The organism is Streptomyces sp. NBC_01334 (assembly GCF_035983595.1).
GTDB lineage: Bacteria > Actinomycetota > Actinomycetes > Streptomycetales > Streptomycetaceae > Streptomyces > Streptomyces coriariae.
The window spans coordinates 2,086,242-2,099,257 of record NZ_CP130718.1 but is presented as its reverse complement, the minus strand read 5'-3'; the positions used below and the strand labels follow the sequence as shown (position 1 = coordinate 2,099,257).

Annotated in this window: 14 protein-coding genes and 5 tRNA genes; 11 read left to right on the top strand and 8 right to left on the bottom strand. The window is 72.4% G+C overall.

The features are described 5' to 3' along the window. Positions 1-90: 90 nt before the first annotated feature. Together cobA and OG736_RS09535 are read left to right on the top strand one after the other, a co-directional pair. A complete protein-coding gene (gene cobA, locus OG736_RS09540; protein WP_327182048.1) occupies positions 91-1,323 on the top strand; it encodes a uroporphyrinogen-III C-methyltransferase in 1,233 nt (410 codons plus the stop codon). 64 nt (positions 1,324-1,387) lie between these two features. Continuing rightward, positions 1,388-2,263 carry a TrmH family RNA methyltransferase gene (locus tag OG736_RS09535; RefSeq protein WP_327182047.1) on the top strand — a complete coding sequence of 292 codons (876 nt, stop codon included), beginning with the start codon at positions 1,388-1,390 and terminating at the stop codon, positions 2,261-2,263. A gap of 72 nt (positions 2,264-2,335) precedes the next feature. Here the strand turns inward: OG736_RS09535 and OG736_RS09530 are convergent, their stop codons facing one another. Next, the gene (locus tag OG736_RS09530) at positions 2,336-2,677 is read right to left on the bottom strand and encodes a hypothetical protein (protein ID WP_142269403.1); all 342 of its coding nucleotides are present in this window, start codon (positions 2,675-2,677) and stop codon (positions 2,336-2,338) included. 374 nt (positions 2,678-3,051) lie between these two features. On the opposite strand from OG736_RS09530, the gene OG736_RS09525 reads away from it, so the two are divergent. From OG736_RS09525 to OG736_RS09515, 3 genes are all read left to right on the top strand, one after another. Next, a complete protein-coding gene (locus OG736_RS09525) occupies positions 3,052-3,492 on the top strand; it encodes an ATP-binding protein (protein WP_327182046.1) in 441 nt (146 codons plus the stop codon). An 81-nt stretch (positions 3,493-3,573) separates the two neighbouring features. After that, a complete protein-coding gene (gene sigK, locus OG736_RS09520) occupies positions 3,574-4,146 on the top strand; it encodes an ECF RNA polymerase sigma factor SigK (RefSeq protein WP_327182045.1) in 573 nt (190 codons plus the stop codon). Beyond that, positions 4,143-4,895 (top strand): anti-sigma factor, encoded by a 753-nt coding sequence (locus tag OG736_RS09515; protein ID WP_327182044.1) that lies wholly within the window; start codon positions 4,143-4,145, stop codon positions 4,893-4,895. The genes sigK and OG736_RS09515 overlap by 4 nt, the downstream gene beginning before the upstream one ends. 46 nt (positions 4,896-4,941) lie before the next feature. On the opposite strand, the gene OG736_RS09510 is transcribed toward OG736_RS09515, so the two are convergent. Continuing rightward, the gene (locus OG736_RS09510) at positions 4,942-6,303 is read right to left on the bottom strand and encodes a serine/threonine-protein kinase (protein ID WP_327187567.1); all 1,362 of its coding nucleotides are present in this window, start codon (positions 6,301-6,303) and stop codon (positions 4,942-4,944) included. 613 nt (positions 6,304-6,916) lie between these two features. Here OG736_RS09510 and OG736_RS09505 point away from each other — a divergent pair. From OG736_RS09505 to OG736_RS09495, 3 genes are all read left to right on the top strand, one after another. Beyond that, positions 6,917-7,111, top strand: a complete 195-nt coding sequence (locus tag OG736_RS09505) for a hypothetical protein (protein WP_054239472.1) — start codon at positions 6,917-6,919, stop codon at positions 7,109-7,111. A gap of 245 nt (positions 7,112-7,356) precedes the next feature. Then, positions 7,357-8,292, top strand: coding sequence for a phosphotransferase family protein (locus OG736_RS09500; protein ID WP_327182043.1), 936 nt, complete (start codon positions 7,357-7,359; stop codon positions 8,290-8,292). 81 nt (positions 8,293-8,373) lie between these two features. After that, the gene (locus OG736_RS09495) at positions 8,374-8,670 is read left to right on the top strand and encodes a TFIIB-type zinc ribbon-containing protein (RefSeq protein WP_267020861.1); all 297 of its coding nucleotides are present in this window, start codon (positions 8,374-8,376) and stop codon (positions 8,668-8,670) included. 58 nt (positions 8,671-8,728) lie between these two features. Here the strand turns inward: OG736_RS09495 and OG736_RS09490 are convergent. The 5 genes from OG736_RS09490 to OG736_RS09470 form a co-directional block, all read right to left on the bottom strand. Then, a tRNA-Val gene (locus tag OG736_RS09490) sits at positions 8,729-8,800 on the bottom strand. A 34-nt stretch (positions 8,801-8,834) separates the two neighbouring features. Then, a tRNA-Val gene (locus OG736_RS09485) sits at positions 8,835-8,906 on the bottom strand. 26 nt (positions 8,907-8,932) lie between these two features. Then, positions 8,933-9,004: transfer RNA gene (locus OG736_RS09480), tRNA-Val, on the bottom strand. A 1-nt stretch (position 9,005) separates the two neighbouring features. Beyond that, positions 9,006-9,079, bottom strand: a tRNA-Cys gene (locus tag OG736_RS09475). Positions 9,080-9,125: 46 nt separating this feature from the next. Next, positions 9,126-9,198, bottom strand: a tRNA-Gly gene (locus OG736_RS09470). A gap of 189 nt (positions 9,199-9,387) precedes the next feature. Here OG736_RS09470 and OG736_RS09465 point away from each other — a divergent pair. The 3 genes from OG736_RS09465 to OG736_RS09455 all read left to right on the top strand — a co-directional run bounded on the left by OG736_RS09465 (position 9,388) and on the right by OG736_RS09455 (position 12,177). Continuing rightward, a complete protein-coding gene (locus tag OG736_RS09465; protein ID WP_327182042.1) occupies positions 9,388-10,440 on the top strand; it encodes a chorismate-binding protein in 1,053 nt (350 codons plus the stop codon). Continuing rightward, positions 10,437-11,258, top strand: coding sequence for an aminotransferase class IV (locus OG736_RS09460; RefSeq protein WP_327182041.1), 822 nt, complete (start codon positions 10,437-10,439; stop codon positions 11,256-11,258). Before OG736_RS09465 ends, OG736_RS09460 begins: the two co-directional genes overlap by 4 nt. A gap of 94 nt (positions 11,259-11,352) precedes the next feature. Further along, positions 11,353-12,177 (top strand): GNAT family N-acetyltransferase, encoded by an 825-nt coding sequence (locus OG736_RS09455; RefSeq protein ID WP_327182040.1) that lies wholly within the window; start codon positions 11,353-11,355, stop codon positions 12,175-12,177. A gap of 46 nt (positions 12,178-12,223) precedes the next feature. On the opposite strand, the gene OG736_RS09450 is transcribed toward OG736_RS09455, so the two are convergent. Beyond that, on the bottom strand, positions 12,224-12,772 hold the full coding sequence (locus OG736_RS09450) for a DsbA family protein (protein ID WP_327182039.1): 549 nt from the start codon (positions 12,770-12,772) through the stop codon (positions 12,224-12,226). Positions 12,773-13,016: the final 244 nt, after the last annotated feature.

Here is a 13,016-nt window from a genome sequence, read left to right as displayed (position 1 = left end):
GAAGTCACCTCTAAAATGCGCACGTCAGGGCCGCTCCAGAGCCGCAGCGCCCACCCTCTGCTCTCTGCCCGTACGAGGAGCCGCACCCTCATGGCCGAACACCCCGCCTACCCCGTAGGCCTCCGTCTCGCCGGCCGCAGGGTCGTCGTCCTCGGCGGCGGCCAGGTCGCCCAGCGCCGGCTCCCCGCGCTGATCGCGGCAGGCGCCGACATCCACCTCGTGTCCCCCGCAGCGACGCCCTCGGTGGAAGCGATGGCGGACACGGGCGAGATCACCTGGTCGAAGCGCCCGTACGCCGACGGCGACCTCGCCGATGCCTGGTACGCCCTCATCGCCACGAGCGACCCCGAGGCGAACGGACGGGCCTCCGCCGAAGCCGAGGCGCACCGCGTCTGGTGCGTCCGCTCCGACGACGCCGACGCCGCGACCGCCTGGACCCCGGCGACCGGCCACAGCGAGGGGGTCACGGTGGCCGTGCTCACCGCCGACGCCCGCGGCCGCGACCCGCGCCACACCGCCGCCATCCGTGACGCGGTCGTCGAGGGGCTGCGCGACGGCACCCTCGTCGCCCCCCACCATCGCACCCGGACCCCCGGTGTCGCGCTGGTCGGCGGCGGTCCCGGCGACCCGGACCTGATCACGGTCCGCGGGCGTCGCCTCCTCGCCGAGGCGGACGTCGTCATCGCGGACCGGCTCGGCCCGCGCGACCTGCTCGCCGAACTCCCGCCGCACGTCGAGGTGATCGACGCGGCGAAGATCCCCTACGGCCGGTTCATGGCCCAGGAGGCCATCAACAACGCGTTGATCGAGCACGCCAAGCAGGGCAAGTCGGTCGTCCGCCTCAAGGGCGGCGACCCGTACGTCTTCGGCCGTGGCATGGAGGAGCTCCAGGCCCTCGCGGAGGCCGGCATCGCCTGCACCGTCGTGCCGGGCATCTCCAGCTCGATCTCGGTCCCCGGCGCGGCCGGCATCCCGGTCACCCACCGGGGCGTCGCCCATGAGTTCACGGTGGTCAGCGGGCATGTCGCTCCCGACGACGAGCGGTCCCTGGTCGACTGGCCCTCCCTCGCGAAGCTCACCGGCACCCTGGTGATCCTCATGGGCGTCGACAAGATCGGAAAGATCGCCGAGACGCTCGTCGCGCACGGCAAGTCGCCCGACACCCCGGTCGCCCTCGTCCAGGAGGGCACGACGGCGGCCCAGCGCCGGGTGGACGCGACGCTCGCGACGGTCGCCGAGGAGGTCCGTACGCAGGAGGTCAGGCCTCCAGCGGTGATCGTCGTCGGCGCGGTCGTCGCCGTCGGCTCGCGGAGCTCCGAGTAACCGCGGGTAACACAACCGTTCCGAGCCGTTGGCACCGCACCCAGGACAAGGCAGTATCACCCCTGTGGCCGATCTCATCACCATTGAGGACCCCGACGACCCGCGCCTGCGCGACTACACCGGCCTGACCGACGTCGAGCTGCGCCGCAAGCGCGAGCCCGCCGAGGGCCTGTTCATCGCCGAGGGCGAAAAGGTCATCCGCCGGGCCAAGGACGCCGGGTACGAGATGCGCTCCATGCTGCTGTCCGCCAAGTGGGTCGACGTCATGCGCGATGTCATCGACGAGCTCCCGGCACCGGTCTACGCCGTCAGCCCGGAGCTCGCCGAACGGGTCACCGGCTATCACGTCCACCGCGGCGCGCTGGCCTCCATGCAGCGCAAGCCGCTGCCGGCCGCCGCCGAACTCCTCCAGGCCGCCCGCCGGACCGTCGTCCCGGGGCCGATCGGCGACCACCCCGTGGAACCACCGGACGACGCGGGTCAGCGCGTCGCCGTCTTCGAGGGATTCGTCGATCACGCGAACCTCGGGGCCGCCTTCCGCAGTGCCGCCGCGCTGGGCATCAAGGCGATCCTGCTCTCACCGGACTGCGCCGACCCCCTCTACCGGCGGGCGATCAAGGTGTCGATGGGGGCCGTCTTCTCGGTTCCCTACGCCCGGTTCGACGCCTGGCCGGCCGGGCTCGACGTCGTGCGTGACGCCGGGTACGACATCCTCGCCATGACCCCGGACGAGAAGGCGACCCCCCTCGACGAGCTGAACCCGGCACGCTTCGAGAAGAGCGCCATCATGCTGGGCTCGGAGGGGCACGGACTCTCCACGTACGCTCTGCGGGCGGCGGACGAATGGGTGCGCATCCCCATGTCCGCCGGGATCGACTCCCTCAACGTGGCGGCCGCCTCCGCCGTCGCGTTCTACGCGACCCGGCCGAGGCTTGCCTGAGGACCGGGCCCGACCGTGGAACGAGGGCCGGACGGCGTGATGCCTCCGGCCCTCGCCCGCGCACGGCCGCGGTCAGCGGTGGTGGCACTCCCAGTGCCCCTTGACCCACTGGTGGTCCCAGTGGCCGGGAACATAGACCCACTTGTAGGTGTAGTGGTTGTCCCAGTGGCCGTGGTGCCAGGTCTTGTGATTGACCCGCTTCTTCTCCCAGTGACCCTTCACCCACTTCTTCTCCCAGTGGCCCTTCACCCAGTGGCACTTACCGTCGTGGTCGGTGGTCACCACGGTCGGGGCGGAAGCGGGAGCGGGAGCCGCGGTCGCCGCACCGGACATGCCGAGCACGGCCCCTCCGGCCAGTAGGCCCGTCGCGGCGGCTCCGGCCACCAGGCGGCGGGCTCGCAGGAAAGCGGTCATCGGACACATCTCCCTTGAACGTCGAGCGAAGAGCACATGAGACGAGGTCACGCCACTCCCGTCCACCGGTCGCGCCGATGGCGTGGTGTGGATCCGGGAGGAACGACGTTCCCCGTCCCGCTGTGCCGGACGCGGGGGATTCGGACCCGAAAGCGGGACGGATGACGACAAAGGCGAAAAATGTCGGAACGGTATAAAGGTCGCTGCAGCGTCAAGGCCGCGGACCTCCCCGCGGAACGCACGGACCCCCGCTCGCCCGGCCGGGTGAGAACCTGAGGCTTTCGTGTACAACGCGGCGGCATCCGCGTGCTCCGCGGCTACGAATCCCCTGCGAACAAAAGCCGTCCCCGACGAGTCGTTCCAGGGGAGCCCTCATGTCCACCACCATGTCACTGCCGACGGCACCGCCGACGACGGCGCGTTGTGCCGTCGCCCTGCCGCACTCCCGGCGGGCCCCGTACCTCGCCCGTCAGGTCAGTGAGAGCTGGCTGAAGGCGACCGATCCGGTCGACCGCGTGCCGGACGCGGTCCTCGTCGTCTCCGAACTCGTGACCAACGCCGTCCGCCATACCTGCGGTCCCTGCATGCTGACGCTGACGATGCGCGACGGCCGACTGGACATCGCCGTCACCGATCACAGCGAGGACCTTCCCGAACTCCACCGCTGCTCGGACGGCGACGAACGCGGCGGGTTCGGCATGGGGGTCATCCGCGGGCTGGGCGGACAGATCAGGCTGGTCCCCGCCCTCGGCGGCAAGACCGTACACGTCCTGCTCGACCTTCGATCCGCGCGCGACCCGTCCCCGGAGCGGTGAGGAGCCTCCCGGTGCAGGTCTCTTCCCTCCGCACACGCCGCGGGCGGGCCGTCCGAACCCAGCACGAGGCACGAGGGGAGCATGGCTTTGCCGCACAGCTTCGATCCGGACGCCCGAGTGGAGGACCTGCTGGCCCGGGTGGCGGGTGGCGACCATGACGCGTTCACCGGCGTCTACGACGCGCTGTCCGGCAGTGTCATGGGACTGGCCTGCCGGATCCTGCGGGACGTCGCGCAGGCCGAGGAGGTGACCCAGGAGGTCATGATCGAGGTCTGGCGCACCGCGGACCGTTACAGCCCCGAGCGGGGAACGGCGAAGGCCTGGGTCCTCACCGTGGCCCACCGCCGGGCGGTGGACCGGGTACGGTCCGCGCAGGCGGGCTCGGCCCGCGAACACCGCACGGTCACCCTCGAGCCGCAGCGGCCTTTCGACGAAGTGGCCGAGATCGTCCAGGACCACGACGAGCAGCGGCGGCTCCACCGCTGTCTCACCGCGCTGGCCCGCCAGGAGCGCGTGCCGCTGATGCTCGCCTACTACCAGGGCCTGACCTACCTCGAGGTCGCCGACGCGCTCTCCACCCCCGAAGGAACGGTGAAGTCCCGAATGCGCGCGGGGCTCCGGCGACTGCGCGCCTGTCTGGAGGCCGACGCATGACACCTGAGGAGGATCGCCACCTGGCCGTCGGCGCGTACGTTCTGTACGCTTTGCCGCCCGCCGAGGAGTCCGCGTTCGAGAACCATCTCGCCGGTTGCGAACAGTGCCACCGGGAGGCCGCCGATCTCCTTCGGACCACCGCCCGCCTCGGCGCCTCGGTGCAGAACGTCCCGGTGACTCCGCAGGCACGTGCCCGCACCCTCCAGGCCGTCGCCCACACCCGTCAGGACCGCGTCCCGCACCGCTCGCGGGCCCCGGCCCACCGGGTGCTGCGCTTCGCGCTGGCCGCGAGCATTGCCGCGGCCGCCGTGCTCGGCGGCATCGCCGTCCGGCAGCACGTCGAGGCGGACGACGTGCGTGCCCGGGCGGCCCAGGCCGAGCAGCAGGCCCGCACCGCGGGCGCCGCGATCACGGAGGTCCTCACCGCACCCGACGCCACCGTCCACACCGGGAGCCTGACCGGCGGGACCACCGCCGCCGTCGTGGTCTCCCTCGACCAGGCACGCGCGGTCTTCGCCGCCCATGATCTTCCCGCCCTGACCGGGGGCAAGGTCTACGAACTCTGGTACGCGGCCGAGGCGGGCGATGTCTGGTCGGCGGGCCTGCTGACCGGCAGCGCGACGAACGACTCCCGCGTGATGAAGGGCTCGCCCGCCGACGCCGTCGCCGTGGGAATCACCGTCGAACCCGCCGGCGGCTCACCGCAGCCCACCACCGAGCCCCTGGGCATCATCCCCATCACCGCCTGACGCCGTCCCGGCCGCTCTCCCGGCAGCCCGAAGGCTCGGCTCCGGGTCAGTCCCCGAGAGGGTCGCCCGGCTGCGGACGAAGGTGCTGCTGTTCCTGCCGTACGACGCCGTCGTCGCCGCCGAGCCCGCGCGCCGGACCCTGGCAGCCCTGGACGACGGCGATGCCGAGCGCGACCAGCAGGGTCACCACGACGAACACGAACAGCCGCTGGCGCAGCAGCCGCGGATTGGCGGGCCGCCGCCCGGTTCCCGTGGTCCTCGGCCCCGGGCGCCGGGTCCCGCCACGGGATGCGGGCCGGTTGCCGCTGCCGGGGCGGGTGTTGCGCGAGGGAGCCGGCCGGGCCCCCGACCGCGACGACGAGGCACCGCCGCCCCGTGCGGCACTGCCCCCGCGAGCCGGCGCTCCGCCCCGCGAAGGAACCGGACCGCGCGCCGGCGGCGCCCCGTTCCGCGGCGGCGGAGTACCGGGCCCGGCCTGCTGGCGCAGCGTGCGCTCCGGGTGACCGGTGTCGGAGAGCCGCCCCGTCGGACGATCCGCCTCGGCCGACCGAGGCGCCGGAGGACGCGCGTCCGCCAGCCCCTGGGCCTCCCGGGTCGCGATCTCCTTCAGACGCAGGGAGAGATCGAGGGTGCTGGGACGCTCCTGCGGGTCCTTCGCCAGACAGGCGCGCACGAGCGGGGCCAGCGCGTCCGGCACCCCGTGCAGATGCGGCTCCTCGTGCACCACGCGGTACAGCATCACCTCGGAACTGCCGTGCCCGAAGGGCGAATCGGCCGTCGAGGCGTAGGCGAGCGTGGCGCCGAGCGAGAACACGTCGGTGGCCGGGGTGACCAGCGCCCCGCGCACCTGCTCGGGCGCGAGGAACCCGGGGGAGCCGACCGCCGTACCGACATGCGTCAGCGTGGAGGCGCCCGTCGCCCAGGCGATACCGAAGTCGATGATCCGCGGGCCCTTGGGGGAGAGCAGGATGTTGGAGGGCTTCAGGTCCCGGTGCACGACCCCGGCCTCGTGGACGGCGACGAGCCCCTCCGACAGCGCGGCTCCGATCGAGGCCAGCTCGGCGGCCCCGAGCGGCCCCTCGTCGTTGACCTTGTCGTGGAGGGAGGGCCCGGGCACGTACTGGGTGGCGAACCACGGCCGCTCGGCGTCGAGATCCGCCGCGACCAGCCGCGCCGTACAGCCGCCCCGGATCCGGCGAGCGGCCGAGACCTCGCGCGCGAACCGCGACCGGAACTCCTGGTCCTCCGCCAGATCGGGCCGGATCACCTTCAGCGCGACCCGCTGCCCCTTCTTGTCGGAACCCAGGTAGACGACGCCCATCCCACCCGCGCCGAGCCGTCGGTGAAGCCTGAACGAGCCGACGACGCGCGGGTCCTCGCGCCTCAGGCGCATCATCGCCATGTTCATCCCCGCTGCCCGGTCCGTGTGACGTGGCACAGCTTACGTTTCCACGGCCGTTCGCGCGCAGAGGCCGCGCCCTCTCGTACCGATGGATTGTCAGTGCCCGGCGGGGAATGTGAAGGGTGATCAGAGACCCTGCGAACAGGCACGCCTTGGCGGCGGAGCATCCCCAACCGCCGCTCTCGGACGGTGGATTGATCCCGTGACAGGTCACGGTGCGCGGACCGGCGCCGCCGGCGGCGCCGGGAGGCGGACCCGGGTGGTGAAGGCCTGCCGGACGGGCCGGGGAGGGGCGCCGGCGGTACGGCAGAGGGCGGCGGAGTGAGCGAAGTCACGGGCCCCGGGTCCTGCCCCACGCCCTGAGACGGTGCGGGTGTCCGGACCGGACCGGAGAGCCCCTCCGGGAAGACCCTGAGACCTGGGACCGTCTCTCCACCCAGGGGAGTACTCCGCAGGTCATGGCTCATCCTCCGGGAGGCCCGGCAATCGGTACGAGGGCATGACGCCCCGCGGTCGCCCCGCGCCTAGATTTGAGGTCAAGCGGCGGGTGCAGCACTCGTCCCCCGAGGTCAGACACCCGCCGCTGCCAACGACAACTGATCAGGTCAGGAGAGGGACCATGGCTCTTACGGCACCGCGGACGATGATCCGCGCACAGGGACGCGGTACGCGCCCTCGTCGCACGGGCCGCCGCCACCCCTTGGTGGCGACGCTGATGGCCCTTCCCCTGGCGGTCCTGCTCCTCGTCGTCTTCGACGGCTGGGAGACAGTGGCCACACAGGCGTCGTCCGTGGGAGTGATGCTGGGGCGCTGAGCGGCGACCCCAGGCCCGGAAGAGCGGTCCGGGCGGGGACATCCACCCATGAAACCCCGTGGGGACGGGGGTGCGGCGGACGGCAAAAAATGCAGGCGCAGCTGGGGAGCTGCGCCTGCATTGCTTTTCCCGGCGGCCCGCGACGCGTCTCCCGGCCGCCCGCGACCGAGATGCCCCCGCGACTCCGGTGACCCCGGCTGCGTACCCTCGCGGGAAGACCCGCACGCCGCCGCCCAGGGAGCCCCGTGACCGCGCACCCCCTGCTCACCGAGCTCTCCCGCCGAGCCGGAGCCAAGGCGCACGAGGCCACACCGGCCTGCCCCTGCGGCGCGGCCACCCTCGCCGACCGCCCCGACGCCACCGTCGTCCGGCATGCGGACACCGTCGCGAAGGCGCACGCCCCCGACACCGACCCGGCCGGACTGACCCCGCGCCTCGCCCTCGCCGCCCGGCTCCCCGACATCCTCCTCCCGCCGCTCACACCGGCTCCGGCCGCACTCCACGGCCGTCTGGTGACCTTCTGGCCCTACGGCACCCCGGTGGACCCGGACGATCCCGACCTGGCCCCCTGGGAGGCCGCGGGCACCCTGCTCGCCCTGCTGCACCGCACCCCCGCTCCGGCCGCGCTCCCCGAGATGCGCGGTCCCGCCAAGGCCGCCCACGCGGTGGCCCGCCTCCGCGCGGCCGGACCGCACCCCGCCGTCGCCCCCGTCCTGGGTGCCTGGCACGCGCTGCCCGCCTGGGCCCGCGCCGAGGCCCCCATGCCCGACGTCACCACCCTCTGCCACGGCGACCTCCACCTCGGCCAGCTCGTCCGCCATCCGGCACCCGACGGGCCCTGGCGCCTCATCGACGTCGACGATCTCGGTGTCGGCGTTCCGGCCTGGGATCTCGCCCGCCCCGCCGCCTGGTACGCCTGCGGTCTCCTCCCGCCCGAGGAGTGGACCCGCTTCCTCGCCGCCTACCGCGCCCGGGGCGGGCCCGCCGTCCCCGAGGACGGCGACCCCTGGGACGCCCTCGACGTCCCGGCGCGCGCACTCACCGTGCAGACCGCGGCACGCTCGGTCACGAAGTCGCTCGCGGAGGGGCGGGCGCTGGACGAGGTCGAGCAGTGCCTGGTCGACGCCTGTGCCCGAATGGGTTCCGTCCCCCCGCAGTTGACGGCGACCGGGGCGAAGTAGGGTGCAACCGACCGCAGCCGGACAGTGTCTGTCCTGGCGGTACGCGAAACAGCACCGACCGGCGAGGAGTTGAGCCGAACCATGCAGTGCCCGAAGTGTCACGCTCAGATGCACACGTACAACCGCAACGGCGTCCAGATCGAACAGTGCAGCAACTGCCGCGGGATCTTCCTCGACTACGGCGAGCTGGAGGCGCTGACCCGCCTGGAGTCCCAGTGGTCCCAGCCGGGCCCGCCGCCGGCTGCCCCGCAGGCGTACCCCCAGGCCGCCCCGGCGGCGCCCGCCTGGGGTGCTCCGCAAGGCGGCGCTCACTACGGCGGCCACCACGGCGGGCACCACCGTCAGAAGGGCTTCGGCCGGATGCTGTTCTCCAGCTGAACCGGAACCGACAAGAAGCCCCCGACCACGAAGGCGGTCGGGGGCTTCTTGATGCGTGTGGACGATACTGGGATTGAACCAGTGACCTCTTCCGTGTCAGGGAAGCGCTCTCCCGCTGAGCTAATCGTCCTCGGGACCACGACCCGGAAGTCGTGTGCGGTGCGTGCGCGATACTGGGATTGAACCAGTGACCTCTTCCGTGTCAGGGAAGCGCTCTCCCGCTGAGCTAATCGCGCGGGTTCGGATCTTCGAACAGATCCAGTGGACGATACTGGGATTGAACCAGTGACCTCTTCCGTGTCAGGGAAGCGCTCTCCCGCTGAGCTAATCGTCCTTGGAGGTGGAGACGGGATTTGAACCCGTGTAGACGGCTTTGCAGGCCGTTGCCTCGCCTCTCGGCCACTCCACCAGGAGTGCGGGGGTTCGGGATGATCCCCCTCTTCCTGCTTCCTGCGAGCGGACGACCAGGTTCGAACTGGCGACCTCAACCTTGGCAAGGTTGCGCTCTACCAACTGAGCTACGTCCGCATGTCGTTTCGGTCGGCTCTCGCGTCCCGGCGACGTGTTGAACTCTAGCGGATTCCCGGGCCAGCACAAAAACGCGTTTGTGCAGCGTGCTGCGCTGTGCCTGGTCGCCGACCTGGTCAGGGCCCCCGGCCGGGACATGCGGGACATGCCAGGATCACCTCTCGAGCGACCCGCCATACACTCGACCACGTGCCCGACCTCCCTCCTCTCGCCCGTTTCGGCACCCGAGTCGCCACCGGCCTCCTCGATGTGACCAGCGATCCGGCCGCCCTCGAATCCGCCGGTTTCTGGGCCGTCTGCGCCGACTTCGAGGGCCGTCCGGTCTGTGCGCGCTTCGCCGACGTGCGCGAAGAACCGGTGCCCGCTCCCGTGCCCGGGCGGTGGCGAGGGCCCTCGGCCGGTGACTGGACGTCATCCCTCGACCGCGCCGCGTACACGGCGGGTGTGTGTCGCATCCGGGAGCACATCGCGGCCGGCCAGGTGTACCAGGCCAACCTCTGCCGGGTCCTGACCGCACCGGTCGCGTCCGACGCCGACGTGGACGCGCTGACCGCCCTGCTGGCCCGGGGCAACCCGGCGCCGTACGCAGGAACGATTCGTCTCCCGGCGCACGGCATAGAGACGGCCACCGCGTCGCCCGAGCTCTTCCTGCGCCGTGCCGGCCGGGTCGTCGAGTCCGGGCCCATCAAGGGCACCGGACGCACCGAGGCGGACCTCCTGGAGAAGGACTACGCCGAGAACGTGATGATCGTGGACCTCGTCCGCAACGACCTCGGTCAGGTCTGCGCCACCGGCAGCGTGACCGTCCCCGACCTGTGCGCCGTGGAGAAGCATCCGGGTCTGGTCCACCTGGTGTCCACGGTCCGCGGCGAGCTGCGCGACGGCGCCGGCTGGCCGGAGCTGCTCGACTCCGCCTTCCCGCCCGGCTCGGTCACCGGCGCGCCCAAGTCCAGCGCCCTGCGGATCATCGACGCGCTGGAGACGGCACCGCGCGGCCCGTACTGCGGCGGCATCGGCTGGGTCGACGCCGACCGTGGGACCGGCGAGCTGGCGGTCGGCATCCGCACCTTCTGGATCGACCGCGTCCCCGGAGGCGGGGCCGTGCTGCGCTTCGGCACCGGCGCGGGCATCACCTGGGGCTCGGACCCCGAGGCCGAGTGGGAGGAGACCGAACTGAAGGCCTCCCGACTGCTCGCGGTAGCGTCGGGAACGTACGAGGCCGAAGGAGAGGGACTGACGTGAAGATCTGGCTCGACGGCGGGCTGCAGGACACCGAGTCCGCCCGCGTCTCCGTCTTCGACCACGGACTGACCGTGGGCGACGGCATCTTCGAGACGGTGAAGGCGGTGGACGGCGTGACGTTCGCGCTGACCCGCCATCTCGACCGGCTGACCCGCTCCGCGCGCGGTCTCGGTCTGCCGGACCCCGACCACGACGAGGTCCGCCGCGCCTGCGCCGCCGTCCTCGATGCCAACCCGATGCCGCTCGGCCGGCTGCGCATCACCTACACCGGCGGCCACGGCCCGCTCGGCTCCGACCGCGGCGAACACGGCCCCACCCTCGTCGTCGCCCTGGGGGAGACCACCCGGCGCGCCGATTCCACGGCCGTCGTCACGGTCCCCTGGACCCGCAACGAACGCGGCGCGCTCACCGGTCTGAAGACGACCTCGTACGCCGAGAACGTCGTCGCCCTGGCCCGAGCCCACCAACACGGTGCCACCGAGGCGCTGTTCGCCAACACGGTCGGGCAGCTTTGCGAGGGCACCGGGTCCAACGTGTTCGTCGTCCTGGACGGAGAGATCCACACCCCGCCGCTCGCCTCCGGCTGCCTCGCGGGCATCACGCGCGAGCTGACCGCCGAGTGGACCGGCGCCAAGGAGACCGACCTGCCGCTGGACGTGCTGGAGCGGGCCGAGGAAATCTTCCTCACCTCCACGCTGCGGGACGTCCAGGCCGTTCACCGCGTCGACGACCGCGAACTGCCGGGTGCGCCGGGGCCGGTGACCGCCAAGGCGATGCGGATCTTCGCCGAGCGCGCCGCCGACGACCTCGACCCGTAAGGCCGGGTACCGAACCCGCGACGTCGCGGACCGGAACCGCAAGGACCGGGAAAACAAGCTGACGTTGCTCGCCGGGGTGGGTAGAAAGCCCCCGATGACCACGACCCTGCGGCCGACCGAGCCGCTTCAGCACGCCGCCGACGGGGCACTGTCACGCCACTACCAGGTGTGCGTGAACAGCCGTCCCGTCGGAGCGGTCCACCTCTCGACGTCCCCCGTCTTCGGCCCCCGCGTCGCCCGGATCGCCGACCTGCGCATCGAGGAACCGGACCGCGGGCGCGGGCGGGGCACGGTGGCCGCGCTGGCCGCCGAAGAGGTGGCCAGGGGCTGGGGCTGTCGGCGGATCGAGCTCAGGGTGCCCGCCGACGCGGGGACCGCGCTGCGGATGGCGGTGGCGCTCGGCTACGTCCACCGCAACCGCGGCATGGAGAAGGTTCTGGGTGCCACCGCTCCCCGGCTGCCCGAGGGCAGCCGGGGCAGGCCCATGACGGAGGCCGAGTACCTGCCCTGGTTCGAGCACGGCGTCGCGTCCTACGCCCAGGAGTGGGCTGATCGCGGGGTGCCCGAGGACGAGGCGTGGGACAGGTCGCGGCGGGACCGCGAACTGCTGCTGCCGCAGGGCCGGGCGACGGAGAACATGCTGTTCAGCGTCCTGGAGCAGGAGGGCACCCGGGTCGGCACGCTCTGGGTGGCGTTCGTCGGCGGCAAGGCGTTCGTGTACGACGTCGAGACCGACGAGGCCTTCCGCGGCCGGGGCCACGGACGTTCCCTGATGCTGCTGGCCGAGGCCCAGGCGATCGCGGCGGACCAGCGCGTTCTCGGCCTCAACGTCTTCGTCGGCAACACCCCGGCCGAGCGGCTCTACGAGTCGCTCGGCTACCTGCCCGTGGGTTACTCGATGTACAAGAACCTGCTCTGACCCGGGTAGAGGAACCTGCCCGGAACCGGCCCGCGCGGAGCCCGGCTCAGGCCTGTTCGGCCAGCAGCCGGTCGGCGATCTCCTCGATGCGCTCGCGCAGCCCGTCCTGGCTCTTGCCGCCGTCGAGACGTTCGCCGCCGATGACGTAGGTCGGGGTGCCGGTGATGCCGATCGCCTTGCCCTCGGCCTGGTCGGCGTCCACGATCAGGATGTGCCGTCCGTCGATCAGGGCGGTGTCGAACTCCTCGGCGTCGAGCCCGAGTTCACCGGCGACCTCGACCAGGAAGGGTTCTCCCCCACGGTCCAGCTCCTCGACCCGGGCCAGCACGGCCTCGACGTACGGCCATCCCTGCCCCTGCTCCAGGGCCTCCTCGGCGGCCTGCGCGGCGGCGAAGGCGTGCTTGTGCTTCTCCAGCGGGAAGTGCCGAAGCCGCAGCTCGAGCCGGTCGCCGTACCGCTCGCGCAGGGCGCGCAGGTCGTCGAGGGCGCCGCGGCAGTCCGGGCACTGGAGCTCGCACCAGACGTCGAGGACGACGGCGGGACGGGCGGCCGCCGGGCCGGGGGCGGCGGCGGAGGTCGGGGACGAGTCGTTCATGACGCCAGTCTTCCAGTCACTGCCCGGCCGCCCCAATCCGGACCTCCGGTCGCCCGGGCACGGCGCTCTCGGCCGGACCCGGGGGGGACGCGCCGGTCCGGCACCTGCGGAGGAGCCGACCCGGAGATGTCCCTGATGTCCGGCCGGAGCATGGCCCGCGAGCGGTGCGCAGGTGCAGGATGGAAGGGACGAGGCGCGGGGCCGCCGGCCGCGGTGCCGAGTCGATGTGAATCTCTGCCCGAGT

Bases quoted from the DNA above. Each gene is read 5' to 3' on its own strand.
- cobA (WP_327182048.1), top strand. From the start codon at position 91: ATGGCCGAACACCCCGCCTACCCCGTAGGCCTCCGTCTCGCCGGCCGC.
- OG736_RS09530 (WP_142269403.1), bottom strand. From the start codon at position 2,677: ATGACCGCTTTCCTGCGAGCCCGCCGCCTGGTGGCCGGAGCCGCCGCG.
- OG736_RS09525 (WP_327182046.1), top strand. From the start codon at position 3,052: ATGTCCACCACCATGTCACTGCCGACGGCACCGCCGACGACGGCGCGT.
- sigK (WP_327182045.1), top strand. From the start codon at position 3,574: ATGGCTTTGCCGCACAGCTTCGATCCGGACGCCCGAGTGGAGGACCTG.
- OG736_RS09515 (WP_327182044.1), top strand. From the start codon at position 4,143: ATGACACCTGAGGAGGATCGCCACCTGGCCGTCGGCGCGTACGTTCTG.
- OG736_RS09510 (WP_327187567.1), bottom strand. From the start codon at position 6,303: ATGAACATGGCGATGATGCGCCTGAGGCGCGAGGACCCGCGCGTCGTC.
- OG736_RS09505 (WP_054239472.1), top strand. From the start codon at position 6,917: ATGGCTCTTACGGCACCGCGGACGATGATCCGCGCACAGGGACGCGGT.
- OG736_RS09495 (WP_267020861.1), top strand. From the start codon at position 8,374: ATGCAGTGCCCGAAGTGTCACGCTCAGATGCACACGTACAACCGCAAC.
- OG736_RS09455 (WP_327182040.1), top strand. From the start codon at position 11,353: ATGACCACGACCCTGCGGCCGACCGAGCCGCTTCAGCACGCCGCCGAC.
- OG736_RS09450 (WP_327182039.1), bottom strand. From the start codon at position 12,772: ATGAACGACTCGTCCCCGACCTCCGCCGCCGCCCCCGGCCCGGCGGCC.